25 protein-coding genes and 6 pseudogenes are annotated in these 25,485 nt (G+C 46.5%); 7 read left to right on the top strand and 24 right to left on the bottom strand.

The window, feature by feature from the left end; genetic code table 11:
* Positions 1-174 precede the first annotated feature (174 nt).
* The 19 genes and pseudogenes from P378_RS13280 to P378_RS13180 form a co-directional block, all read right to left on the bottom strand.
* Complete coding sequence (locus P378_RS13280; RefSeq protein ID WP_099083586.1) at positions 175-1,275, bottom strand: GerAB/ArcD/ProY family transporter; 1,101 nt, start codon at positions 1,273-1,275, stop codon at positions 175-177.
* An 11-nt stretch (positions 1,276-1,286) separates the two neighbouring features.
* A complete protein-coding gene (locus P378_RS13275) occupies positions 1,287-1,838 on the bottom strand; it encodes a Ger(x)C family spore germination C-terminal domain-containing protein (protein ID WP_099083585.1) in 552 nt (183 codons plus the stop codon).
* Positions 1,826-2,170 (bottom strand): Ger(x)C family spore germination protein, encoded by a 345-nt coding sequence (locus P378_RS13270; protein ID WP_143338490.1) that lies wholly within the window; start codon positions 2,168-2,170, stop codon positions 1,826-1,828. The genes P378_RS13275 and P378_RS13270 overlap by 13 nt, the downstream gene beginning before the upstream one ends.
* A gap of 11 nt (positions 2,171-2,181) precedes the next feature.
* On the bottom strand, positions 2,182-2,469 hold the full coding sequence (locus P378_RS13265; protein ID WP_099083583.1) for a Ger(x)C family spore germination protein: 288 nt from the start codon (positions 2,467-2,469) through the stop codon (positions 2,182-2,184).
* Positions 2,441-3,896, bottom strand: a pseudogene (locus P378_RS21945) (spore germination protein). The gene P378_RS13265 and the pseudogene P378_RS21945 overlap by 29 nt, the downstream one beginning before the upstream one ends.
* An 836-nt stretch (positions 3,897-4,732) precedes the next feature.
* A pseudogene (locus tag P378_RS13240) lies at positions 4,733-5,586 on the bottom strand (class II fructose-1,6-bisphosphate aldolase).
* A gap of 40 nt (positions 5,587-5,626) precedes the next feature.
* Positions 5,627-6,816, bottom strand: a pseudogene (locus tag P378_RS13235) (phosphoglycerate kinase).
* Between the two features lie 144 nt (positions 6,817-6,960).
* The gene (gap, locus tag P378_RS13230; protein WP_099083578.1) at positions 6,961-8,025 is read right to left on the bottom strand and encodes a type I glyceraldehyde-3-phosphate dehydrogenase; all 1,065 of its coding nucleotides are present in this window, start codon (positions 8,023-8,025) and stop codon (positions 6,961-6,963) included.
* An 85-nt stretch (positions 8,026-8,110) separates the two neighbouring features.
* Positions 8,111-9,078, bottom strand: a pseudogene (glpX, locus tag P378_RS13225) (class II fructose-bisphosphatase).
* 83 nt (positions 9,079-9,161) lie between these two features.
* Positions 9,162-9,920, bottom strand: coding sequence for a LytR/AlgR family response regulator transcription factor (locus tag P378_RS13220; RefSeq protein WP_099083577.1), 759 nt, complete (start codon positions 9,918-9,920; stop codon positions 9,162-9,164).
* 154 nt (positions 9,921-10,074) lie between these two features.
* On the bottom strand, positions 10,075-10,752 hold the full coding sequence (gene rpe, locus P378_RS13215) for a ribulose-phosphate 3-epimerase (protein WP_099083677.1): 678 nt from the start codon (positions 10,750-10,752) through the stop codon (positions 10,075-10,077).
* Positions 10,753-10,853: 101 nt separating this feature from the next.
* On the bottom strand, positions 10,854-12,026 hold the full coding sequence (gene fbp / locus P378_RS13210) for a fructose-1,6-bisphosphate aldolase/phosphatase (RefSeq protein WP_238473219.1): 1,173 nt from the start codon (positions 12,024-12,026) through the stop codon (positions 10,854-10,856).
* Positions 11,975-12,939: pseudogene (locus P378_RS13205) on the bottom strand (transketolase family protein). The gene fbp and the pseudogene P378_RS13205 overlap by 52 nt, the downstream one beginning before the upstream one ends.
* Before the next feature lie 4 nt (positions 12,940-12,943).
* Positions 12,944-13,783 (bottom strand): transketolase, encoded by an 840-nt coding sequence (locus tag P378_RS13200; protein ID WP_099083576.1) that lies wholly within the window; start codon positions 13,781-13,783, stop codon positions 12,944-12,946.
* Entirely contained in the window at positions 13,767-13,964 is a 198-nt protein-coding gene (locus tag P378_RS13195) for a hypothetical protein (protein WP_099083575.1), read from the bottom strand. The genes P378_RS13200 and P378_RS13195 overlap by 17 nt, the downstream gene beginning before the upstream one ends.
* A 116-nt stretch (positions 13,965-14,080) precedes the next feature.
* Positions 14,081-14,668: a phosphoribulokinase gene (locus P378_RS13190; RefSeq protein ID WP_099083574.1), complete on the bottom strand. Its 588-nt coding sequence runs from the start codon at positions 14,666-14,668 to the stop codon at positions 14,081-14,083.
* 31 nt (positions 14,669-14,699) lie between these two features.
* A pseudogene (locus tag P378_RS24255) lies at positions 14,700-14,795 on the bottom strand (hypothetical protein); the annotation flags it as partial.
* Between the two features lie 75 nt (positions 14,796-14,870).
* Positions 14,871-15,137: a RuBisCO large subunit C-terminal-like domain-containing protein gene (locus P378_RS23085; RefSeq protein ID WP_274378724.1), complete on the bottom strand. Its 267-nt coding sequence runs from the start codon at positions 15,135-15,137 to the stop codon at positions 14,871-14,873.
* A gap of 11 nt (positions 15,138-15,148) precedes the next feature.
* A complete protein-coding gene (locus P378_RS13180) occupies positions 15,149-16,267 on the bottom strand; it encodes a ribulose-bisphosphate carboxylase (RefSeq protein WP_207654047.1) in 1,119 nt (372 codons plus the stop codon).
* Between the two features lie 716 nt (positions 16,268-16,983).
* Here P378_RS13180 and P378_RS13175 point away from each other — a divergent pair.
* Complete coding sequence (locus P378_RS13175; protein ID WP_099083675.1) at positions 16,984-17,283, top strand: zinc-ribbon domain containing protein; 300 nt, start codon at positions 16,984-16,986, stop codon at positions 17,281-17,283.
* Between the two features lie 90 nt (positions 17,284-17,373).
* Here P378_RS13175 and P378_RS13170 read toward each other — a convergent pair whose 3' ends face one another.
* Entirely contained in the window at positions 17,374-17,682 is a 309-nt protein-coding gene (locus P378_RS13170; RefSeq protein WP_099083573.1) for a helix-turn-helix domain-containing protein, read from the bottom strand.
* A gap of 207 nt (positions 17,683-17,889) precedes the next feature.
* On the opposite strand from P378_RS13170, the gene P378_RS13165 reads away from it, so the two are divergent.
* The gene (locus P378_RS13165; protein ID WP_099083572.1) at positions 17,890-18,144 is read left to right on the top strand and encodes a ribbon-helix-helix domain-containing protein; all 255 of its coding nucleotides are present in this window, start codon (positions 17,890-17,892) and stop codon (positions 18,142-18,144) included.
* A 43-nt stretch (positions 18,145-18,187) separates the two neighbouring features.
* Here the strand turns inward: P378_RS13165 and P378_RS13160 are convergent, their stop codons facing one another.
* A complete protein-coding gene (locus tag P378_RS13160; protein WP_099083571.1) occupies positions 18,188-20,425 on the bottom strand; it encodes an S-layer homology domain-containing protein in 2,238 nt (745 codons plus the stop codon).
* A gap of 260 nt (positions 20,426-20,685) precedes the next feature.
* On the opposite strand from P378_RS13160, the gene P378_RS13155 reads away from it, so the two are divergent.
* Together P378_RS13155 and P378_RS13150 are read left to right on the top strand one after the other, a co-directional pair.
* The gene (locus P378_RS13155) at positions 20,686-20,979 is read left to right on the top strand and encodes a hypothetical protein (RefSeq protein WP_099083570.1); all 294 of its coding nucleotides are present in this window, start codon (positions 20,686-20,688) and stop codon (positions 20,977-20,979) included.
* Positions 20,980-21,136: 157 nt separating this feature from the next.
* Complete coding sequence (locus P378_RS13150) at positions 21,137-21,370, top strand: hypothetical protein (protein ID WP_099083569.1); 234 nt, start codon at positions 21,137-21,139, stop codon at positions 21,368-21,370.
* A 162-nt stretch (positions 21,371-21,532) separates the two neighbouring features.
* Here P378_RS13150 and nrdD read toward each other — a convergent pair whose 3' ends face one another.
* Positions 21,533-21,793 carry an anaerobic ribonucleoside-triphosphate reductase gene (gene nrdD / locus P378_RS13145; RefSeq protein WP_099083568.1) on the bottom strand — a complete coding sequence of 87 codons (261 nt, stop codon included), beginning with the start codon at positions 21,791-21,793 and terminating at the stop codon, positions 21,533-21,535.
* A 1,094-nt stretch (positions 21,794-22,887) separates the two neighbouring features.
* Between nrdD and P378_RS20180 the strand changes: the two genes are divergently transcribed.
* Genes P378_RS20180 through P378_RS13135 form a run of 3 tightly spaced genes read left to right on the top strand, consistent with a single transcriptional unit; the run spans position 22,888 to position 24,080 of the window.
* On the top strand, positions 22,888-23,328 hold the full coding sequence (locus P378_RS20180) for a DUF3800 domain-containing protein (protein WP_207654046.1): 441 nt from the start codon (positions 22,888-22,890) through the stop codon (positions 23,326-23,328).
* Entirely contained in the window at positions 23,307-23,591 is a 285-nt protein-coding gene (locus P378_RS24250; RefSeq protein WP_207654059.1) for a DUF3800 domain-containing protein, read from the top strand. Before P378_RS20180 ends, P378_RS24250 begins: the two co-directional genes overlap by 22 nt.
* A 3-nt stretch (positions 23,592-23,594) precedes the next feature.
* Positions 23,595-24,080 (top strand): hypothetical protein, encoded by a 486-nt coding sequence (locus P378_RS13135; protein ID WP_099083567.1) that lies wholly within the window; start codon positions 23,595-23,597, stop codon positions 24,078-24,080.
* A 459-nt stretch (positions 24,081-24,539) separates the two neighbouring features.
* Here the strand turns inward: P378_RS13135 and P378_RS23080 are convergent, their stop codons facing one another.
* Positions 24,540-24,665, bottom strand: a complete 126-nt coding sequence (locus tag P378_RS23080) for a hypothetical protein (RefSeq protein ID WP_274378723.1) — start codon at positions 24,663-24,665, stop codon at positions 24,540-24,542.
* Positions 24,666-25,251: 586 nt separating this feature from the next.
* Complete coding sequence (locus tag P378_RS13130; RefSeq protein WP_099083566.1) at positions 25,252-25,470, bottom strand: YdbC family protein; 219 nt, start codon at positions 25,468-25,470, stop codon at positions 25,252-25,254.
* Between the last annotated feature and the right edge of the window lie 15 nt (positions 25,471-25,485).

The following is a 25,485-nucleotide window of genomic DNA, read 5'->3' as shown; positions in this document are numbered from 1 at the left end:
AATCTAGCAAAAAACAAAGCAGCAAACAACGTGATGCCCCCTACTTATTTTCCATTAATTGTTTGGCCAGTGCCAATTCTTTGGGAGTGTTAGAAGGATTCAAACTTTGGATGCTTATTATATTGAAAACTTCTTATGCTGTTAAAAAGACCTCTCATTATCATTAGACTTAAATCAGTAATTTCCTCTTCTTTTTTTTCTTTTTGACATGATAGCAATTAACATCCACAGAATAATAATCACCCCTGTAAAAACCACTCCGTAAGGATAGTAGTTTTTTAAGAAGTAATAATATTCACTGTAGTTATTAAACATCGTTAAAGATGTGATGATCAATACCATTCCCAAAATCCAATTAATCCACCGGTAATTAGCAATAGAAAACCACTGGGATATGGCAAGGCTGGTGGCATAATGGAAAATGCCCAAACGAACAAAACTTCCAGCGGTCAAAAGGGTAACTCCGTAGCTATCAAGTCGATCGGTAAATCCCAGTGAGATCAATCTAACGGTGTTTCCCATGGGATAGATAAAATTTTTCACCTGTTCTTCTCCAAAGATGGCAATCGGACCAGTGACAGCCCCCAAAAATATTATAAGATTGACGCCTAATGCAATTAAATATACTTTGACATGGGAAATGGATTTTTCATGGTCCTTCTTCACGTTAACCATGAGCAAAACTAACATTTCACCAAAAACGGCAAAAGTGAGGAAAATAACGGGTAAAATGGGCTCAATGCCCATATCAAGGGGAGGAAGCAGTTGAGTGTAATCCTTTTTCTCTAACAATGCGGCGGATACAACAATTCCAGTAAAAAGGACTATAACAACAATCCATTCAGATACCCTAACAATCACCTCGATCCCCAGATGAACCAAATAAAATACGGCCAACCCAAAGGAAAGGGCAACAGCCCAGCGAGGCGTTTCAGTTAAAAAAAAAGATACTGTGAAATCGACAAATCCATATAGTGTAATCACGGATAGAAGAAAAAAATAAAGAACCAACGGAAGAGTAAGGATACGTCCAAACCAGGGACCCAACCACCGATTAACCCTATGAATAAGGGTCTCCCCGTATAATATCTCATTTAGTTTCCCCATGGCAACAAATACCAAAACACCAAGGAGAAATGAGACAAAAATGCCAATCCAGGCATCTTTCCCCGCCCATTCGAAATAAACTGGAACAAGCAAGACATGCCCAATGATGGATAGCATCGTCGTTAATAGGAAAAACACCTGTTTTGTAGAAATCGCTGTTTTTTGCATCAAAATATCACCTATTTTTCTTCTGAATGTTTGGCAAGACCTTGTCCAGGAATATCCACGGATACATTCACCTCAATGGGCAAATCGGAAAAAATATCCTCCCACTTCTCCTTGTTCTTCTTCCAGTAATCCGGGTATTTTCGGTGAACTGCATCCTTTATCCCGTAGGTATCCGCTTTCCATTTCTTCTGTGTTTTTCCCAGGGAGGAGTTGACTTCTCTCTTTATTTCCATGGCAGCGTTATGTTTGATATCTTCAAGGGTCCTCCGGTCAACCTGTAAAGGACCTAAGATTTCTCCAATATTCATCGTACTTTTTATGTCCAACGTTACCGATAAATCTCCTTCCTTCAATACTGGCTTTATAGATGTATTGTTTCTCATAATCTCCAAAGATATTTTCCCGGTAACCTTATTTTCCTCCTTTGTCCCTGGAATTGGAATAACCAATATCCCTCCTTCTACCTCTCCCCTTACCCACAGAACTCCCCTTGTTTCCTTAGAATTTAATTCCCCGACCCATTTCCCCCCTTTAATAACAGCCATGCCTTCTACCAAGGCCAAGGATGAACTCCCTTTTTGATTCGATAGATCATTGGAGCATATCCTACCTTTCCCGGAGAAAGCATCATCTGGTTGAATTGATATACCTGTATCTGGGGAGCAAAAGATAAGGATCTGTTCTGGGCTTCTAATCCTTTTGTAATACCTAAGGCAGTAATACTTTCCAATGGAGAACGGGCGGTCAGTATTTTTTCAGTAGGTACTTGAGAAAAAATCACACTAGGAGTTGGTCTAATTTCATGGTTCCTGATAAAAAAGTCTAAAAAGGGTGTAATATCTTTTTGGGCTATAGTAGGTCCTATCACGATCATTTGTAGGTGATACCATAACATTTCCCTACCCGTCAAGGGATAAATTTGCGAATTGCCTCAAAAAGTGTTTCCCCCTTAGAAGCAAGTACCAAAGTGGCTAATTCTTCTTTCTTCTTTACCTTTTTCAGCTGAATCAGTTGAACGGTAACTTTTATTTTCCCGTCTTCGTCTAAATCTATCCCCGCTCCAATAACGAAAGCCTGTTCATTTAATTCTCTACTGCTCCAACAACCTGCTAAGGTAATCAATCCGATAAAAAGAAGAATAATCAAAAGCCCTTTTACCATTCTGTTATTTTTTCTCTCTATGGTCTTTTCCACCAACCCACCCTCCCCATTTTTGACGAATTAAATTGGCTGGCCTCAAAACCTTAGGTCTAGATACAAGCATCCATAATGGCAGTCGTACCATCGCATCCTTCCAGTCCTTAAAAGTAATGGGAAATATAGGAGCTGAATAAGGAATACCAAAGGAACGGAGCGATGCAAGATGGGCAATAATAACTATGCCAAGAAGAATAATGCCATATAAGCCAAAAACAGAAGCAATCAGTATAAACAGTAATCTCAATAAGGAAATAGTGTCAGATAGTGCAGGCACCAGGAAAGAAGTGATCCCTACTATCGCAATAACAATGACGGTGGGTGCCCCTACCAGACCGGCTGCGACCGCACTTTCACCCAAGATAAGGCTCCTACGATACTAACCGCCTGTCCAATGGGCCTGGGCATCCGAACACCTGACTCCTTCAACCATTCAAACATCAAGTTTAGAAACAACACCTCAAATGGTAAAGGAAAGGGAACCCCCTCCCTCGCCTCGGCCATAGTGATAAGCAGTGGCGTAGGAATTAATTCTGTATGAAAATTCTGACTGGCAATATATAGCCTGGAAGTATGATCGAACTGAGAAAAGCCAATATTCTGATTATACGGATAAAGGAGACATAAAAGGGACGAGAATAATAATCCTCAGCTATTTGAAAAGCACTGATAAGAAGATTGGGTACGGTTAATACCTCGGGAGTCCCATCCACAAAGATGGCCACTCTTCCCTCCAGGAGTCGCGCTGCCACAATGTCCGGTTTTTCCGTATTAGATACCGTAGGGAAAAAAGAGAAGGGTGCATCTTCAATGTACTCTTCAATGAATCCCGTCTCCAAGATGGCATCCACTTGAATTTCTTCCAACCTTCTTTTTACTTCCTTCACAATCTCTTCATTTGCGATGTCTTTAATATAGGAAACCACCACTTTGGTTTGCGTGGATGTACCGATGGTCATCGGTTCCATCCTTAAATGGGGATGATGAATACGTCTTCTAACCAAGCTCAGATTGGTTTGCAAGTTTTCGATAAATCCATCTCTGGGACCCCTGACTACCGTTTCCGTCACTGGTTCTTCTATGCCCCTCATTTCCCAGGCTTGAACCCCTATCAGGAGTGCTTTCTGTTCTCCCTCAATGAATAAAGCCACTTTTCCGTTAACCACCTGATTGACAACACGGGTCATGTCTTCTTCTTCCTTAATATCAATGACTGAGATGACAGAGTCCTTTAAATAGCCCATCAAATCATGACCCGAGTCAACTAGATCCACCTGCATCAAAGGTTTGATGATATTTAAATTAATGGTTGTCTTCTCCACCATACCATCTACAGCCATTAAAAAGGCCTGGTAATGAATCTGTTTCCCAACCCGAAAGGAACGATATATGATGTCATAATTTTCACCAAATTGAGCTTTCATGTATGTAAAATTTTTGTTTAAACGAGTGCTAACCTTTTGAGATTCAGGCTGTTTCCGCCTCTGCCCATCAGTTGTACTCTCCTCTTTCTTTTGATGGGTTATAAATTTCACTTTTCTGCTCAGCCAACGAAACATGCTCTGCCCCTCTTTTCATCAGTATCTTTCTTGCTATTTTTTGTTTTTATTAGATTATATATACAGAAAAACACCAAGGTGGTTTTTTTATATATATGCTTGTTCACTGATTCTTCTATCCATCTGGCAATATAGGAGTGAGGGAGATAAGCTTCCCCACTATAGGAATATGTTAGCCACTTTTCATGCTGGGGGAACTGGTCGATAATTGTTTCAATTGTTGTGATGCGGTTTTTAGTTTTCCATGCAAAGGAGCGGTAGCACATGACAAGACACCGTTCCTAAACACATAGACATATGTGTTTAGGAACGGTGTCTTTCTGGAGCTTTATAGCCAGCATGGGCATGTTTTTTATCGGCGGAGCTTTATTAGAAATGGTAATCGAAGCAAATGAAAAGATTTGCCTCCTGGAATGTGATCCGATTAATCACAGGGTATCCGATCTGGTTAATGAAAAAATAAAGAAATCTCCTATGTTCATATCAGTGTTATCAGTGAGGATAAGATAAGAAATTGGGCGGTGAGTGATTTACCGGCCCGGCAGGATATGTAAAATAAGGGCCTATCCTGTTCCAGCCAGGTTGCTGTCAAGAGGCCGCGTTAGCGTCGGCTATAGGCCTTTACTCTTGACTGGCAGCTGGCTGGAGCAGAAACTCAGGTAGGCGGTGGGGCTATATAGTTTTATGCCCGATAGTTTTGCTTATGCTTTTCCATTTGAACCAAAAACTTTGATTTTCTGCCTAATTAACTCAATGGTTGCCTCGCGTGCCGGCCCCAGTATCTTTCTGGGGTCAATTTCTTTAGGTTTTTCATCCAGCGCCCGGCGCATGGCATGGGTAAAGGCTTCCCGGATGTTGGTATCTATGTTTACTTTTCTTACCCCCAGGGAGATTGCCTTCTGGATGGACTCATCAGGCACTCCTGATGAACCGTGCAGTACAATGGGTATTTTTACCAAGTCTCTAATTTCTTTTAATCTCTGAAAGTCAAGTTTAGGTTCTCCTTTATACTGGCCGTGGGCGGTACCTATGGCCACTGCCAGGGAGTCCACCCCGGTGCGTTCCACAAATACTTTTGCTTCCCGGGGATCAGTTAACATAGCTTCCCGTTCGTCCACAGTAATGTCGTCTTCCGTACCCCCTATTTTTCCCAGTTCCGCTTCCACTGACACGCCTGCAGCCCTGGCCGCTGCCAGAACCCGGTTAGTCAGTTCGATATTTTCTTCCAGCGATAGTTTGATCCGTCCAGCATCACGGAAGTAAATCCGGCTCTAATGCACTGCATGCACTGTTCAAAGCTGGTGCCGTGGTCCAGGTGCAAAGCAACCGGTATGCAGGCTTTATCGGCTGCCAGTTTGACCATGCCAACAATCCATTCCAGGCCCGCATATTTAATGGCTCCCTGGCTGGCCTGGATAATCACCGGTGATTTCTCCGCCTCGGCGGCTGCAATGATGGCCTGTACTATCTCCATATTGTTGCAGTTGAAGGCTCCCACTGCATAATTGCCGGCCTCTGCTTTTTGTAATAGTTCAGTAACGGTTACCAATGCCATTTTTTAACCCCCTGAAAAATATTTCAAAAATTATGAATTCTTAAGCTGGAGAACTATCCTGCAGTGCAGTTAGTCCCGGCAGTTCCTTACCCTCCAGAAATTCCAGCATAGCACCGCCACCGCTGGATATATGGCTGATACCGTCAGACGCACTGGTTTTCTTCACCGCTGCTACAGAATCACCGCCACCCACTACACTGATGGCATTGGAAGCGGCCAGTTCCCTGGCCACCGCCTCGGTGCCCCTGGCAAAGGTGTTATGTTCAAACACACCCATCGGCCCGTTCCAAACCACAGTCCCTGCAACTTTTACAACTGCAGCGAACTTAGCCACAGTTTCAGGGCCAATGTCCAATATCATGTAATCGTCCGGCACCTCTTCCACCGGCACCGTATAAATATTCGTGGGGGACTCCAGCGATTCAGCCACCACCGCATCGACCGGCAGCAGCAGTTCCACTTTTCTTTCCTCAGCCTTCTTAAAAAGGTCTTTGGCCAGGTTAATCTTATCATCTTCCACCAGTGATTTACCAACTTTGTTGCCTCTGGCTTTTAGAAAGGTGTTGGCCATACCGCCGCCGATCATTAGTGTATCAACTTTGCCCAGCAGGTTTTCAATGACGCCGATTTTATCCGATATCTTAGCCCCTCCGATAATGCCCACAAAGGGACGCCGGGGATTTTCCAAAGCTTGCCGCAGCATTTCCAATTCCTTTTCCATTAGAAAGCCGGCCACCGCCGGCAGGTACTCTGCCACCCCAGCAGTGGAAGCATGGGCCCTGTGGGCTGTACCAAAGGCATCATTAACATATACGTCCGCCAGCTCTGCCAGTTGTTTGGCAAACTGCCGGTCATTTTTTGTTTCTCCGTCGTAAAAACGAATATTTTCCAGCAACAGAACATCGCCGTCCTGCATTTGGGCAATTGCTTTTTTCGGCTTATCACCAATGCAATCGTCAATCTTTGTTACATCTTTGCCCAGTAGCTCAGCAAGCCGCCTGGCCACCGGGTCAAGGCGAAGTTCATCCTTTACCTGGCTTTTAGGGCGCCCAGATGAGAGACCAAAATCACTTTAGCACCTCGTTCTACAAGGTACTTAACGGTTGGTAGTGCGACTTTTATCCGGGTATCGTCTGTTATGGCGCCATCCTTTAACGGAACGTTGAAATCCACTCGAACCAGTACGCGTTTACCTCTAACATTAATATCCTTAACAGTTTTCTTCCTCAACAAAAATCACCTTCCGCATCCCGTTCGAAACAAGTTTTTTACAAGGGCTTGATAAATCAAACCCTTAAAAAACTTGTTATTTTTTTATTCCCTGATGATACAGTTTTGGCATCATCATGCTTGTCTTAATGTCTAATTCTTTAGCTACAGTCCTTTGGAGGCAATACAACGAACAAGGTCAAGTACCCGGTTGGAGTAACCCCACTCGTTATCATACCAGGCCACAACTTTGGCCAAGTTGCCCTCTATTACCATGGTAGATAACGCGTCCACAATGGAAGAGTGCGGGTTACCGTTATAGTCGCTGGAAACCAGTGGCAGTTCACTATAAGCTACAATACCCTTCAACTCATTCTCAGAAGCTGCTTTCAGGGTCGCATTCAACTCTTCAGCAGTGGTAGACTTGTTCAGTTCACAAACCAGATCTACAACAGAAACATTCGGTGTGGGTACACGCATAGCGAAACCGTTTAATTTACCATTTAATTCCGGCAGTACCAAAGCTACCGCCTTGGCCGCACCTGTAGTGGTGGGAATAATTGATAAAGCCGCTGCCCGGGCCCGGCGCAAGTCCTTGTGTGGCAGATCAAGGGTATTCTGGTCGTTGGTGTACGAATGTACTGTAGTCATTAAACCTTTAACAATGCCAAAGTTATCGTTGATAACCTTTACAACCGGTGCCAGGCAGTTGGTGGTACATGAAGCATTGGAAATAATATGATGGCTGGCAGGATCGTACTTGTCATGGTTTACACCCATAACGATAGTAGCATCAGGTTCCTTAGCCGGAGCAGTGATAACTACTTTTTTAGCGCCGGCATTCAAGTGCCTGGCAGCATCGTCCCGTGAGGTGAACCGTCCGGTGGATTCAATAACAATATCGACGCCCAGGTCCCCCCAGGGAAGTTTTTCCGGGTCAGCCTCAGCAAATATCTTGACTTCTTTGCCACCAATAATCAAAGAGTCTTCAATAGCTTCAACATCCATGTCAAGAGTTCCGTGTACAGAGTCATATTTCAACAGATGCTTAAGAGTTTCAGAGTATGTGCGGTCGTTTACTGCCGCATAATCAAGTCCGGGTTTCTGCTCCGGGGCTTTAATGCGGCGTGATTTATGGTTAACCCCAACTACTTCAATATCCCCGTTTTTTATAGCAGCCCGTAGTACAAGGCGACCTATTCTCCCAAAACCGTTAATACCGATTTTCACCCCATTGGCAACAAGCAACTCCTTTCAAATTATAAGATTAAGAATATTTTTAATAACATAGAGAATAATTCATAAAATATGAAGTTTACTCCATCACCAGGTGCGGTTTGTTTGGCAGGTGGTGAATTGCCCTAATAAACCTCATTGTTTTGGTTTTGGCTCTCATTACGATGGTATTGGTTTCAACACGCTCGTTACTTAAAAAACGTACACCCTTAAGAAGTTCACCATCCGTTACACCGGTTGCTGCAAAGATAGCATCGTCACTTCTTACCAGATCTTCCATGTACAATATCTGCCTCGGGTCTTTCAAACCCATTTCCACACAGCGGCGGTACTCTTCATCATCCTTCGGCACTAAGCGGGCTTGCATTTCTCCACCCAGACACTTCAGTGCAACAGCAGCGATAACACCCTCCGGCGCACCGCCGGTACCTACAAACAAGTCAATGCCGGTTTCATCCAACCCTGTGGCAATGGCTGCGCCAACATCTCCGTCACCAAACAACCGCACCCGGGCGCCTGCTCTGCGCACCGCTTCTATGATCTGTTGATGGCGCTGGCGCTCCAGTATCATCACCGTTAAGTCACTTATGTTTTTACTGTTGCTTCGGCCACTATTTTTAAAGTATGGTCAATGGGGTCGTCGATATGAATTTTCCCTGCCGCTTTGGGCCCCACAGCAATTTTCTCCATATACATATCAGGGGCATGCAATAGGCCTCCCCGGTCAGCAATGGCCACCACTGCCATGGCATTGCTGTAACCTTTGGCCACCATGTTGGTTCCCTCCAGGGGATCTACAGCCACGTCCACTTTGGGAGACGCTGCCTGTCCCAATTTTTCTCCGATATACAGCATTGGAGCTTCGTCCATTTCACCTTCACCGATAACCACCGTACCGTCCATATCTATTGAATCAAACATCGCCCGCATGGCGCTGGTTGCTGCCTGGTCTGCTTCTTCTTTTTTGCCCCGGCCCATCCAGCGGGCAGCAGCTATGGCAGCCACTTCGGTAACCCGCACAATCTCCATAGCCAGTTCGCGGTCCATATATCTCATACCCTTCAAAATTATTTTTCCAGAGAGAACTGTTTCCCATGTACATGGCAGTTCCAGGACCAGGTTTCTTCCGCCTACCGAAACCGGCTCAAGCCCAGGCTTTCCCTCAACACCTTCGCTCTGTGACGGGAAAGTGGAACCGCACTGCGCTGTACATCATTTAATACAAGGTTATATGTCCCTTTAGCAAAAGGCACAATCTCTTTGATGTCTTTTAAATTAACAATGTAACACCGGTGAGCACGAAAGAATCCCAGGGGTTTGAGGCGACTTTCCAGTTCATCCAAGGTTAAGCGGGTGACAAATTTTTTGTTATGCGTTTGAATATATATACGACTTTGCTCGGTATATAAAAATACAATATCCCGGGTTGGCACTAAAACCATTTTTCCGGCCGGGGTTTGGGCCGGAATCCGGTCAATGCCGGAAGCCTGGACGTGGACCTGCGCAGTCACGTCTTTTACACCGACCCGCTGGCGTACCTTTTGCAGGATGCGGCGCAAACTCTCTTCCTTAACAGGTTTTAATAGGTAGTCAACGGCATCCACGTCAAAGGCTTCTGCGGCATAGTCTTCGTAAGCGCTTACAAAAATAATGTGGGGGTTGCGCGGTAAGCGACGGATGGCAGCACTAAGTTCCAACCCGCTCATTCCCGGCATCATAATATCCAGAAAAAGAAGATGGTAGTCAATGGATCGGATTAATGCCAAAGCTTCCCGGGCGTTGGTAGCCTCACCAACCACCTCAATGTCAGTAAATTGGCTGAGCAGGTAACGCAGTTCCTGCCGGGCAGCATACTCATCATCTACAATGAGAGTCCTACATTTTCTCACCTCATTCCCCCCCTACGTAAGCGAATTGAGTAAAGTTTTCTATGACCGCACCGTTATCGCTGCAGATATGTGCCGTCCATTTCGTTAATTTTGCCTGCCCGCCGGGTGTGTCACCCACCGGCAATTTGAACTTACTTATTTTGTACTTTCATCCTCAAGTCTTGATGCAGACTAAGGTGGAGTGTGCCGCCGCCCGGAGGTCATGTATGGCGGTCGCAATATCCGGGGCGGTAAAAATGGCTGATCCGGTCACCAGTACTCCCGCACCGGCCCGGACAACCGCCGGTGCGGTGTTTACGTTTATACCTCCGTCAACTTCTATTTCAAATTTTAGGGCATATTTTGCCCGCAAATCACACAGTGCCTCCAGTTTTGAAACAATTTCGCCAATGAAGCGTTGCCCCCCGAAACCGGGGTTTACTGTCATTAAAAGTACCAGGTCCACTGTGGGAAGAATTGGTTCCACCAGGGCTAAAGGTGTGGCCGGGTTTAACGCTATCCCGGCCAGCGCACCCTTTTCTTTGATACGGGTAACGGTGCGGTGAAGGTGGGTACAGGCTTCCACGTGTACCGTTACCAGGTCTGCCCCTGCAGCAATAAATTCTTCAATATAATAATCCGGTTTTTCTATCATCAGGTGTACGTCGAAGACAAGGCGGGAGTGCGGTCTAAGCGATGCCACCACCGGAGGGCCGATGGTGATGTTAGGAACGAAATGACCGTCCATAACGTCAATGTGCAGGTATTCCACCCCTGCCTCTTCAACGGCCGCCACCTGTTCGCGCAGGCGGGAAAAATCCGCTGATAAAATGGAAGGTGCAATTTTAACCAACATAATCCCCTCTTTTGCCTATTTTGCTCTATCCTTTTCCACCGGTTAGCATTTGGTGAACAATGTCGCAAATGTATGCGGTCGGTCACAGACCCCCGGCACTATGTCCCTGTCTCTTTGTCTTCCGGCAGGTCGATGAACCGTTCTTTTAGTTTCCGCATCACCTGCGGCATAGTGGTGTATTCCATCTCGTCCAGGTGCAGGCGGTGCGGTTCAAAGGGACCCATCCGGCGCATGTAATCGGCAATATCAAGGGCCACCTGCCGGGCGTTGTCAAAGGCCGGGTCTGCAAACATATCCTGCGGCCCCACCAGTTTACCGCCGGCCAGTTGAAAGCCCAGGGCAATCACCCGCGGCGGGCCGTCGAATCTGACAGGGTGGGCATCTTTCACCTCCACCGGTAACAGCGGACCGGTATGGGACCCGCGCAGCCAGCCGGCCACCAGGTGCGGGTGGGAAAAGGCCTCAAGAACTTCTCCCAGGGAGGGGTATCCGGTCTGGCAGCGCACAATGCACACCGGGTCGTCTTTGCCAACGTATCTACCTGCTACGCGGTAGAGGGGCTGGGCACTGGAAACGGCCGCGATCTCGCTGGTGCCCCGGTGGTAGACGCTCTTAATGACGAACCTCCCCGGCGCACCGATAAAGACCAGCATGTCGTAAATTTCTTCGGGTGCCGCAAAGTTGATCTTCTTGTTTTCGGCCAGATCGTATACTTCGAAGTTGAAACCGCAGTGCATACTGGGGTCGATAATCAGGCTGGTGGTGTTAAAGGGATCTGCAAAAATCTTGTACAGGGGGAGGTTCCATGCACCAGGCTTTGTCTTGTCGGCCATTAGGATGATGACGGTCTCACTCTTGCGCTCTTCTATTTCCATCTCTGCTACTCCCGGCCCGAGACCTTTAATGTTGCCGGCAAAAGCATCAGAGAGTAGGTCCTGCCCGGCGCCGCAAAGTTTTAATTTTTTGGCGACTTCTGTGCAGGCTGAAAGGGTATTCCTCGCCAGCCGTCCAATTTCTCCACTGTTGCACCCCAGTTCATGGGTAAGGATGAGGTTGATATCGTCTCCCACGTAGGTCACGTGGTGGTCGATCAGAAGCGGGCTGGCATCCAATTCTTCACAGGCTTTTTTCAGCAGTTCGGGGTGAACTCCGGAGTGCCCGACAAAGCCCCCCACGTCCGCTTTAATAACGCTTAACGTGATTTTTTTCTCTATTTTCTCTATTTTGTTCTCTCCTTTCCATTGGTTAATATTTGGCGGACAGTGTCGCAAATATTTTCCGGCGTGAGGCCGTAGTGGGTCAACAGGGCGGCCGCATCACCAGACTGTCCGAACAGGTCGGGAACACCAACCCGGTGCACGGGTACCGGATGATGGGATGCCAGTGCTTCGGCCACCGCACCGCCAAGACCGCCGATGACGCTGTGCTCTTCTACGGTGACTACAACGCCCGTACGGGCCGCACTCTGCACCAGTGTCTCTGTATCCAGAGGCTTGATGGTGCTTACATTGATAACTTCGGCGTCGATACCCTCCTCCGCCAGTTTCTCCGCTGCCCGCAGGGATTGTTCCACCATGAACCCGCAGGCCGCCAGGTTATATCTCTACCCGGTCGCATGATCTTTGCTCTGCCAATTGTGAAGGGCTCTTCGTCTGATGTAATTACCGATGTTGCCAGGCGGCCCAGCCGGAGGTAAACCGGCCCGTCATACCGGGCCACGGCAAGGGTAGCCTGGTAAGCTTCCTCGGCGTCTGCAGGTACCACCACCTTCATCCCCGGCATCGCCCGCATCAGAGCTATGTCGTCCAACGCCTGATGGGTGGCTCCGTCTTCGCCCACTGTAATCCCAGCGTGGGTAGCGCAGATTTTTACGTTAAGGCCGGTGTAGGCAACGGATTGAAAGATCTGGTTTAACGCCCGCTGAGTGGCAAAAATAGCAAAGGTGGAGGCAAAAACGATCTTGCCGGTGCAGGCCAGGCCGGCGGCCACACCTATCATATTGGCCTCAGCTATCCCAAGGTTGAAAAATCGTTCCGGATATGCATCGGCAAACAGGGCTGTTTTGGTGGACTTGGACAGGTCGGCGTCCAGTACCACCACCCGGTGGTCCCTGTGCCCCAAATCCACCAGGGCCCGCCCGTACCTATCGCGGGTAGCTTCTTTGGTCGGTTGTTTGGTGCTCATAACACTATTCCCCCAGTTCTTCCAGTGCCTTTTCTCGCTGTTTCCGGTCCGGCGCTTTTCCGTGCCATTCTACCGCCCCTTCCATAAAGGTGACACCTTTACCTTTGACTGTGCGAGCGATGATGGCTGTAGGTTTGTGAGCGTAGGCCACGCTGTCCAGGGCCTGGAAAAGTTCTGAAAAGGAGTGGCCGTCTACTTCCACAACGTTCCACCCAAAGGCTCGCCACTTCTGAGCCAGGGGGGAAAGGGTCATCACTGTTTCTGTGGATCCGTCTATCTGCAGGCCGTTGCGGTCTACTATGGCCACCAGGTTGTTCAGTTGGTAGTGACCGGCGGCCATGGCGGCCTCCCATATTTGTCCTTCCTGACACTCACCGTCGCCCAGCAAAACGTATACCCGGCAATAACGGTGGTCCAGGCGGGCGCCCAGGGCCATGCCCACTCCCACCGACAGACCCTGACCCAAAGAACCCGTACTCATTTCCACACCGGGCACTTTACGCATGTCGGGGTGGCCTTGCAACAGCGAACCCAGCCGGCGCAAGCTTGAAAGTGTTTCTACCGCAAAGTACCCCCGCTCGGCCAAGGTGGCGTAAAGGACCGGTGCCGCATGCCCTTTGGAAAGAATAAAGCGATCTCGCTCCGGATCGTTGGGGACATTAGGATCTATTTTCATCACCCCAAAGTAGAGGGTGGTGAGTATTTCTACCGCTGAAAGGGATCCTCCAGGGTGTCCGGAGCCAACCTCAGCTATCATGTTGACTATATGCCGGCGAATGGCCTGGGCTCTTTTTTCTAAATCCAGGTATGTTTCTCTTCCGACAGAGCTAGCTGTTGACAGCATAATAACCCCTCTCTTCCCAATACCTAGACTTGTGTTTGTTTCCACGTCTGGCCACCAGCAGTAGCATAAACCCAAAGGGTGTCAATTCTTTTTCTTCTGCTTTTTCTCCCCATCCAAGGGCGTCTGCCACTGCTTCCAGCACCGGCGGTGTTATTTCTTCTGTCAGTTCTACCACGTTCATCTCCCGTCCCCAATACCATTCTTTAAAGCAGCGGCAGGGCAATATACCCCTGGAGTGCAGGGTAATCAGCCGGTGTACGATGTCGTTGGCCCCCGTCCGTTCCGCCAGGCGAACTTTTATCGCCTCTGTAGACTGCCGTTTACGGTGTGCGGGAGAAGTGATATCACCAGGTCAGCATGCCTCATCTGCGGTTCTACAAAGTTGCGGATGTCTCGCTGCCGCTGCCTGATTTCTTGCACAACTTGTTCCACGGTGTATCCCCGATGAGCGGCATCCCGTTGGATCTTCCAGCGTATTTTTAGATCCCGGTGGGTATCGTAGTAGATTTTATAGTCGTATGTTTCTCCCAGTTTCTCGAATAAAAAGGAATGCAGTCCTTCGCAGATCACGAATTCCCGGGGTTTTACCCATTCCGGCTCCCCAAAGGTGCCGGTGTCGTGGTCGTAAACGGGCTTGAGAATTTTTTCTCCCCGGCGCAGCCGCTCGACATGTTCCATAAACAGCCCCAGGTTATTTGCCCGCGGGTTTAACGGGGTAATGCCAACTGCTTTCCGCTCGGCCCGGTCAAGGGAATGGTAGTCGTCCAAACCGATCACCGTTACCCGCTCTTTGCCTAAAAGTTGAGCCAGGTTGTTTACAAAAGTGCTCTTGCCTGCCCCGCTGTCCCCTACTATTCCGATAAGTGTGGTTTTCCGTCTCATCATTATTACATACCTCCTTACCTACAACGGTGCCAATGTGCAGTTGGTCCATTCCTGCCAGGCGGCTCAGTTTGGCCAGGGTCAGCATGCTGATCCCGTGCCGTTTGCTGTGCGCAAAGGCTGCATACATTGCCCGGTGTGCATGAATTACCAGTCCCAGTTTCTTATTGGCTTCCCTTAGGGTGCTGTACCGGAAAACCGCAGGTTACGATGTTTTGAGTTTATCCCGCCAACCCGGGTACAGCCGGTCTGCATCTTGAGGAAAGGACTCGAAGGCTCGGGCGAGTTCCTTGTGCTCCTTGGCGTATTCCACCAAATCGATTCCCTTTATCCATGCCTCGTGGGCCTGTCGCAAGGAAAGCGCGCCGGCGGTCGGGCCGTCGATATGGCCAAAGGCGCCGCCGCCCGAGGTCTGGCAGATGTTCGAATGGCCCAGGTTGTTAAAAAATCCGGGCAGCCTCAGGGCGTTCATGCCTCCAGAGATCATGGGCGTGGTTGCCTTGAACCCGTACCATTTCTGTTTGAAATAGGCCCTTGGGCCTCTTCCCGTTCCAGCATGTAGGCCATGATTTTGTCCGCCGGGTCCCCCTCCATCTTGCCGAAACCCATGGTCCCGGTGTGGATGCCAGAAGCGCCCTGCAACCGGGCCATCTTGCTCAGGACAAAGGCGGTGTAGCCGCGTTTGGCCTGGGGCGAAGTGACTGCCCCGTGGCCGGCCCGGTGGTAGTGCAGGAACTGGTCCGGGAAGTTTCGCCGGGCCGTGGTGATGGCCGTTGGACCGGCAACATAGCCGTCGATCAGAAAGGCGACGTGGCTGGCGTTCTCGCCGAAAACCTCCAGGATGTACTCACCGCGGGCGATGATCTCGGCAGGGTCGTCGGCCGTGATGTTGGCCGAGAAGATCTTGGCCTCGCCCGTTTTGTCCTGGGCCCGTTTCATGGCATCGGACACGGCCTTCATCGTTTCCTTGAGCGGAGCAAAGGGTTGGTTGCCCTGGGGCTCGTCGTTCTTGACGAAATCGCCGCCCAGCCAGAATTGGTAGCAGGCCTCAGCAAAAGGGGCGGGCCTCAGGCCGAGCTTTGGCTTGATGATTGTCCCGACGATCATGCCTCCGTTTTCCAGGGGCCGCCCCAGGATGCGCCAGAAATCCACGATGTTACGGGCCGGGCCGTCGAAGAGCTGCAGGTATTCCCGAGGAAAATAGAAATCGTGCATCTTGGCGTACTCGACGTCGCCCATGCCCTGGTTGTTGCCGATGGCCAGGGTCAGGAATGAGACCAGCATAGCCCGTCCGTCGATGATGTTCCGGTCGAAAAGCTCCAGGGGGTAGGCGATTTTCATAAGATAGTCGCCGCTGTCGGTCTCGCTGAGTTCATAAACCAGGGCGTCCACACCCTTGGTGAAATCGTCCGTGGTGCAGACCTCCACGTTGGTTCCCGTGGACGATTCGGCCGCAAAATGGGCGGCCACCTCCATGTGCCCGTAACCCTGCTTGGGTTTCATGATGTAGGCGCACAGAACATGCTTTCCCCCGTCAAGGAGTTCCTTTTCCTTGAGGTCCAGATTCGTATATCGGCTTGATTGATTATAAAGAAATGACATTGTTCTGCCTCCTGTTTTCAAAATCGCTCTCCTGAGGAAGGTAATCCAACTCAACAAAGTTACTACTGTAACGCATTGACTCATCTCTCCTTTACAATAATGTTAATAAAACTATATTTTTTATTTATGTTTTTCAGTATATTGATTTGACCTAACCTAGACAATAAAAGGCTCACCAAGAGCTGCTTACCCTGTCTGAAACTGCGGTAACCGGGGACGAAATACCTTTTTGAATTGATTTTTAAAAAATTCGCCTTACACCCGGCACAAACAGCATTTCAGGCTAAATTAGCGACAGGTAAGACAAAAAGAAAACTGTGTTACGTTGGATACGAAAGGCAGAAATTATTACGGTTAGTAGCGTTAAGGGAAAGCCTGTTAAGGAAACGCAACTGGGAGAGATGGAACCGGAGCTGCAAGGGCTATACAATGCATTGGTTAATAGCCCTTGGTTTATACATGCTGCAAATCTCTGAGTGCCCGTGTTTACTGGGCTGAGGGTGGTTTTAAACTTAATGTTTAGTAAAGTCACGCTAGGTGAAAGAATGGATTGATTTTTCCCCGTTTCCGGTGTTATACTTAAGCTACCTCTAAGTTTCACAGAGCTAACTATGGCTATCTTCCTCCGAAAATTTTATCGGTGTCAGGGTATCGGTAGTTCTTTGTTGGCACCGGGAAATTTTAGGGAGTTTAATTATTCGGGGGAGATAGGTTTGGTGTTTTCCGACAGGACTCTAACATGCCGTGATTGTGGAGCAGAATTTGTATTTACCGCACGTGAGCAGGAATTCTTTGCTGAAAAGGGCTTCCAGAACGATCCTTCCCGTTGCCCTGCTTGCCGCGCTTCCCGTAAGCAGCGGATGCAAGGCAATGACGGATACCGTCCCGCCCAGCGGCAAATGTTTGACACAGTGTGTGACGAGTGTGGCTGTTCGACTCAGGTTCCTTTCCAGCCCAGCGGTACAAAACCAGTATACTGCCGTGACTGCTTTACCCGTGTGAAACAATATCGTTAGTAAGACTTAACCGGATGCCGCCAAGGCATTCGGTTTTTTGCTTTACCGGGTCAAAAATTAACGCCTGTTTCAGGCGTTATAGGTACCGGGTTATAAAAAGAGCTCCTGCTGGCTTATCCTTCTGGCAATCTGACCGCCTCTGACTGCTTCCTCGTAATCCACTTCCTCTTCGAATTTTTCCCCTGTGATAAATTCAATGGACACTCCACAGGTGTCAGCAATCAGGTTAAGAGCGTCCCAATCGGGGTAAAACTGCCCCTTCTCCAATTTTTCTACCCATTTTGATGTTTCCCCTATCTTAAAGGCCAGCATTTTCTGGGTAAAATTTTGTCCGCTTCTCTTGGCCCTGTGCTCACGGGCCCTTTTTACTTTGAGGCCTAGTTCCTTTGGGCTATACACTTGCTGATGCCTCCTTTCAAGATCCTTGTCCTTATTATTTGTTTAAGTTGTTTTGGTATGAGTGGTAAATTTTCCGAACTTTTTGTAAACCCGGGTGTCTCATTCAGTGGGTCAATTTTTAAGATGAATTTACCAGCGCAGGTTATTTAACCCTGTTAACATCACATATGATATACCATAACAAAACCAGTAAAGGAGGCAATCTTTATGCGCAGACACAAGACCATCACCATAAGCATCCCCGAAGATTTAATTGAGTATTTGGATAAAAAAATTTCTCAAATCAACCGCAGTTCCTACGAGGAGACAAACCGCAGCCAGTACATCCGCTTGCTTATCAAAAAGGATATGGCCACCCTTGCCGCCGGTAGGACCTCGCCCCCCGAAGCTGCGGAAGATATGGGGCTGTCGGATTTGAATTATTATAATTCTTTACTGGATTTGGGTGGGTATAAAAGGTAAAAAACACCGGTGGCAAACTCCACCGGTGTTTTTTCATGAAAGATTAATCTTCCACCCTCAGGGTCTCAATTTCACCGTCATCCAACTCAATGGTTACATCTTCCCCGATGTAATTCTCTGCCAACCTGCTTAAGGAAATTGTACGGCCATTCGGGTCTTTTATGGTTACGTTGGTTTCCGTGATAAAGTAATGCCTGGCACCACTGCTGGTACCATTTTCCTGTTTGATGTAGATGCGTACGCCGGATACCCTGTCTAACTTCCCTTTTATGGTGATATCACGGTCATTGGTGATTTCGATTCGTGTAACCTTGCTGTTCTCTACCCGTATCTCTGCCTCGGACCCAATGATGATATCCTCCAGATCAAGGGTGCTGCCATCATTTCTTACCGTAACATCCCTATCCAGGTTATAAACGGTTCTTTGACTGTTTTTCTCAAAGGTAATTTTGTCCTCGTCGATGTCCAGGGCATAAATAACACCGGTATAGGTGCCGCTGGAAGAGGACCCGCCTAAAATGTTAACAACCGTTACTTCGTTATCGTCGTTAATCAGTAACCTGATCTTGTCTCCCCTGGTAACATTTCGTAAGGTGCGGCTCTTGGAGTCCTGCCATACTTTTACATCTTTATCTAAATCATACTCTACTTCCCGCCCGCTGGAATTTTTAACGGTAATGACATAGTCGTAGGTATCAATGCTTCTGACTTCCCCTTCAACCACTTCGATATCCAGAATATCAATCCGTACTACAACATCCCGGGAATTCAATTTCAGTTTTACATAATCATGCTCATTAATATAATCAAAATTCCTGCTGCTTCCACTGGCTTTATAAACTTGAACATCTTGATCCACGTCGTAAGTTTTCTCAGACCCGTCTGTCTTCTTAATGGTTATCCTGTAACTGCCCGAACGCTTCACATATGTGACTTCGCCTTCCAAATCGGAAGAACTTGACACTGTATCAGACAGCAGTTTAATTGTTACGGCCTTTTCTTGAGAATCCAATTCGATTTCAACCGAATCGCCGTCCTCAAGGTCCTCCCTGTCGATGGAATCGCCGTCCTGGTCCTTCACCCGGTAACCGGATGCATAGGCTAAGGTTCGCTCGTAGCCGTCGAGATCTTCAAAGGTAATACCTGATGATCCGGCGTTAACAATATAGCCGAATACCTTGCGCGCTTCATTTAATGGTGTAATGCCGGTAACAATGCCGCCTACCTTTGTTATGGCCACTCTTTGTCCCCGGGAAAGTCCGTAGAAACCGGCACTTACTGTGGATTTCTCAAGCCGCTCACTGGTACCGTCATCATAACGGACGGTTAAGTAATCCAGATACATGTTGACAACATAACCCCTGCGTTCATTGCCGGAGGGTGAATCGGTGGTAATGGATACACTGCCGCTCAGGGGGCTTGCTGCGGTATAGGCAATGTAAGCAACCTTACCGGTTGTATCCAGGATTACTTTGACATTTTCATTGACCTTAAAGGTAGTCAATAAACCTCTTTTGCCGGTACGGTAAAGAAGGGCATCGGTTTGCAGGCTAAGGGTTACGGTTTGTCCACCCTTCACCACGGTAATTTTTTTACCCACCGCATCCACTGCACTGAGCTTGGCAATGAAATATTTATTGGGATTCGGATTTATCTTTCCGTTCTCCACCATGCGGGCAATGATGGCGGCCATTTCTCCCCGAGTTACGTTGGCATTGGGGTCAAAGGTGTTGTCCGGGCGGCCCGCCATAATGCCGTGCTTCACTGCCGCGGCCACAAAGGGCTGCAGGCTTGCCGGAATGCTGGCCTTGTCCTTAAAATTTAACTGGTAGCCGTCCGCAGACAGCTTCAGGGCATTGGCAAAGAGCACTGCGATTTCCGCCCTGCTGGCCGGGTGCCTTGGCTGCATGTTGGGAATGCCGGCTTTGGAAATGTATCCTTTGTCAGCGGCAAAGGCCACATTCTTCTTCCCCCAGGCCGGGAAATCCGCCGAAAAATTATAGCCCCCCTGGGACATGCTGTAGTTGTCCGCTTCCGCTCGCTGGCCCAGTGCCCGGTTGAGGAAAATGATGGCCTCCACCCTGGTCACCGGCGCCTTGGGATCAAACAGCCCGTTGCCCCGGCCTCCCACAAGTTCTGCGGCACTGCATTCGGCCACCGACTGTTCCCACCACTTCCCGGCCGTGTCCCTGAACAGGTGAGAGGATGCTGCCCAGGCGGATGTTATGGTCAAAAGGGAAAGAACCAGCGTTACGAACAAACATAATTTTTTTCTCAACATGAAAAACCTCCTTTTGTTGAACCAGTCGGATGCCTGCATAGGGGCTGCACAGGTATTCGACTGGGCCAACTGCCTTCTGTTTTATATAGACTCTTTTTCTTATTATTTCGTTACAAAAATCAGAATTCCTGTCCAAAATTGGAAAATAAAAGGCATTCTGCCAGGAGAATGCCATTGCATAAAATAATTTATTTGTTAAAGGCCTTTTGAATGGAGACGACTGTCATACTAACAAAAACAGAACTGCGGAGGTGTTCGTTATGACCCTGTCTCCCGGCGAAAGAACACTCTATGCCTATTTTAACAGCCGTGTGGCTGCCAGGGGGGCGGCCGAAGCGCTGCAGGACGCCGGTTTTGAACTGCCCCTGGTGGACCGCACAGACCGCCATGCTGCCGCCGATTTCCTCGGGGCCTCAACCCTTTATCCCGAGGGCGAAGGAGGCCAACTGGCCGAGGTGGATTTTGAGCACGGCTTCTTTTTCACCCTTAAAACAACGGACGATAAAGTAAATAAGGTTATCGACATCATCAGAAAGCATGAGGGTATTGTGTAATGCTTTTGCATTGGATAAAAAACAGGAAGTGTTCAAAAACAGGACTTGCACTGCAGGCCTTGTTTTATCCTGATGGTTGAGGGAGTTTCTCTGGAAAAAGGAATTCAGCATCCTGATGTCGAACCAAGTCATAAACCTAACCTGAGGGGGACCTGTCATGCAGTATGATTTTAAAGAAGCATTTAACCGCATCGGCCAGCAGCTGGATGAAATAACCAACAAAAGAATAGAAGAATTGCGCAGGCTCAGTGATGAAGGAGAAATTGATTTCGCTCAACTTGCTAACGAGACTTTGAATGAGATGATTAACAGCAATATTCGTGTCACTGCCAGGGTCCTTGAAGAATACCATGAGAAATTAATGCAATACCTCTCGGACAAAGGGATCTAGCGCCCGTATATTAATCCTATGCATGAAACTGACCGTTAATCCGTAAACGGGTTCATTGTAATGCCAAAAGATGATAAATTAAGAAACATTCTGTTACTTATTTCTTACAGTATTGATTAACGAATCTGTCTTATAAAAAGTGAACCCGGTTATCCCGGTTGATTAGTTATGCACCACTCGATCCGCCAGCTCTGCCTGCTTTGCATCATTGAACCGGTCAACGGTGCTTAGATAGCCTGTTATTCGACGAACCCTTTTGATGGCCGTTTTCGCCCTGGATCTTACCTCCAGCTCCTCGGGGCTGATTTCAACAATCTCAAGCTCACCCAGTTGTTTACCTCTGGCCGCATAACGCAGCTCCTCTTCCCAAACGATGCCGTCCACTTCGGTTTGACTGATGTTTCCTATAACGTTTATTCTCATTGCCGCCAGCCTCCTTACTAATGGTTTGGCTTTATTATATTGGAACAGGGTAGGGACGGCAATTTGTCGGAGTGTGATTTAAGGGTATTGTAAGGAATTTTTGCTAGCAGGATGACTGACTCCCGTATCCAACCTGTGTGTTTCCTTAACTGGATTCATATCTAAGCTTAAATCCAACTATGCATAAAAGAACTATTGCCAGCATCAATAAATATTTTAAAGAGAATAATATAAGAATAATATAAGAATAATATAAGAATAATATAAGAATAATATAAGAATAATATAACAAGTTTTTTCATGCGATACCCCTGTACAATTATGTCGCATATTATTACCCTCTATACTTTGATTTAGCATTCTTAACCCAAGCAAGCTTGCCGGGGCATAAAATAACGCAGGGTGTTGTACACTGCCAAGTTATCCCTATTCAACTTGGTTTACCTACTTTCGCTTGAAAGAAAAAAAACCGCATCTCTTTGCAGTTCCTACAAATATTGGAGCCGACGAAGGGACTTGAACCCTCGACCTGCTGATTACGAATCAGTGATGGGTAGTTTTTTGATATTTTTCTAAATGCGTAGAAACCCAGTAAAATCAATATCTGAGCTGTATTTTAGGGTGTTCTTTGTATTGCCTTAAAATGGGTCATATTAGCATGATGGATTGTCAAATGGATTGTCAAGTAACTACTGAAACACTAGAAAAATTTCACTACACCACTCCCCCGGGAGTGGTATTTTCATAGCACTACCCCCTGCCAGCAAGGTCTCAGCCGAAGCTACAGCCAACCGATAACATTGAGGAGGATATCCCAGACCCTAAAGCACAGCAAAAGGACCCCGCCCGTAGCCAACCCTAGTGAATAAGCTTACGTCCCAAAGATCCTGCTGCAGTTGGAGGCCGGCAAGGATTTATAGCACCACCCAGGGCAGCAGCCTCCTCGTCTGGCGGGACCAGGTTGACCTGTCCAAAATTGGGCTTCTACCGGTAGCCTCCATTGATACATACAAAACCCGGGAATCTGAAAGGTAGCTTTATTCTAGCTAACCAGATATAATAAATTGATAGATAGAATATTGGGGTGGATGGGTTTGAAGACTTACAACATATATTGTGATGAGAGTTGCCATCTTGAAAACGATAAACAGCCTGCTATGGTTTTGGGAGCATTATGGTGCCCAACAGAAAAAGTGCAGCAAATTGTTCGTACTATTAGGCAAATGAAAGAAAATTATGGGCTAAAACGGGAATTTGAAATAAAATGGACCAAGGTATCACCTGGTCAATTAGATTTTTATATCGAGTTAGTTAGCTTATTCTTTTCTGAAGAGGATTTACACTTCCGAGCACTTGTAATTCCTGATAAATCTAAACTAAATCATAGCTCCTTTAACCAAGACCACGATACCTGGTACTACAAATGTTATTTCATGCTTTTAAAAGCAATTTTCGATCCCCATGAACGTTATCGCATTTATGTTGATATAAAAGACACCCGGAGTGCCCAAAAATTGATAAACTGCATGAAGTAGTCTGCAATAGCATCTATGATTTCCACCGCCAAATAATACAACGTATTCAGACTGTACGCTCACATGAATCAGAATTACTGCAGCTATCTGATCTATTAATTGGAGCTGTTAGTTATGTTAATCGTGGTTTAGGAGATAGTTCTGCTAAACTAGCTTTAATAGAAGAGATTAAAAGGCGTTCTGGCTATAATCTGACCAGATCTACGTTGCTCAGAGAAAATAAATTTAATATTTTTATCTGGCAAGCCTCGGAGGTGATGTAATCAATGCCTGAGTCACCTTCTTGGTTACCAGAAATTATTAAATTAGAAGATTATGGCGGAGATTGGGGAAGATTTATTGAAAGTATATATCAATGCTTTCGTACAGATTTTGTAGATAATACAGCATTTTTTCAATCCCTTAGAGTTGCCATTCAAAGAGAACCAATGCTTAATGGCAAAGAGGAAACATTTTGGCATATTGTTACTTGCGAGGATGAAAATAAATGCAGGTATCCTGACCTCCGACGTTGTGAACGTATCCGTTGGCCAAAAGCTATCTTAGATAATTTTAGTGATAAGCATATAAAAATCTGGGAGACTGTCAGAGGAAGGGACAAGCGTACTACTATCTGGTTCGAACCGTTAGACTATGTCGTTATTCTTTCGAATAAAAGAAACTACTATCTTTTAATTACTGCCTACTGTGTTACAAATAAAAGTAAACGTGCAAAACTAAAGAAAGAATACGAGCGATCATTAAAAGGCTAAAGCCGCCCCTCAGGACGGCTTTAGTACTCCTTCTACACATGGCAGATGAGTTAAACTGCAGTCGCTAGCACAACTGCAGGGTTTCACAATATGGTTCTTCCTGTGTCATTGTGTCATCTGTGTCAATTGTAACATTGCTACATAAATACGTCAAGGTTCCCAATGAATTAGTCAGAAAACTATGATAACTTTAATAAGTATTTTATCCAGATTAAGTGTATTTTATTACATTATTTAAGCATTTAGCTTTTTAAAAAGCTCTTTACTTAAATTATGAATTATTTAAATCGAACTCATCGCCTCTACCATCTATTCCAGCAGGATGATCGTGAAAAGCAACTCACAATGCTTTAAAATGCCACTTAAAAAATCCAAATTATGCTAAAAACTATCTTTTTTTGCACATTTTTGTCCAATAGCTTTGTTACACAGCCTCTTTCGTACATAAGTCAACCCATGTCATTCTTGGACTAACACTACTACCTCTACCTTTTTTCCAACATTAGTGTTTGTTTTAGAAGCAAACTCCTCAAAATGCGCACAGCCTATTCTTCTTGCAGATTTTATAATCTTAATAATTTCCATACTTTGTTTGCCCCCTCTCTATAGTTAAATTTCGGTAAAAAGTAAGTATTATCCTTTATACAAATATCTTCATAAAACGACAATATTCTGATATAGATCATAACAATACTACCGAATTCTTTTTCGTGTATAAAAAACACTAAAGTGTATAAAATTAAATCTTATCGTAGGAGTAGTTTCCTTTCGGTTATTAACTATAAAATGCCGGGGGAATTCATTTGGAAATAAAAATATCATTAACCATTTGTCTGAATACTCACATGGAAAGAACCATTACAGTTGATATTTTAAAACTGATTGCTTGTATCTATTTAATATTACACTTTTGTTGGTTGCCTACCTAATTTGGTAAACTGCCGAAACGAACTACTCCTACTTAGTTACCATCACTGATCGTGTGGTGTAATCTGAGTAGGAGTAGTAAATAAAATATTAATATAATAGTAACAATCCCCCAACACTTTAAGTTTGAGGGGTTGTTATTTTTATACAATTTTTACACTCCTATTTACCTTGCTCATTGCAGAGAATAAATAATAGCCCAAGAAATGTTTACTTGGGCTATCATCCAGTGCAGTATTTTACTTTAATTCAGTTCATCTAGCAGCTTCTTCAGTTCTTTTAGTTCTTCCTCAGAAAGGGTTACCCCCTTACCCATCTTTTGTCTGTCCGGGGACCATTCTCGAATATCATATTTCGGTGGTTTATCGTTCCAGCTAATAAGGTTTAATTCTTTGCGCCATCCTTTGGAACCCTCGGATAGTACACCAATTGTTTTGATGATTTCATATTTGAATTCTGCCACAAGCAATCCTCCATC

This window comes from Desulforamulus profundi, assembly GCF_002607855.1.
The sequence above is the reverse complement of the archived record's forward strand: the minus strand, read 5'-3'. Positions and strand labels throughout refer to the sequence as shown.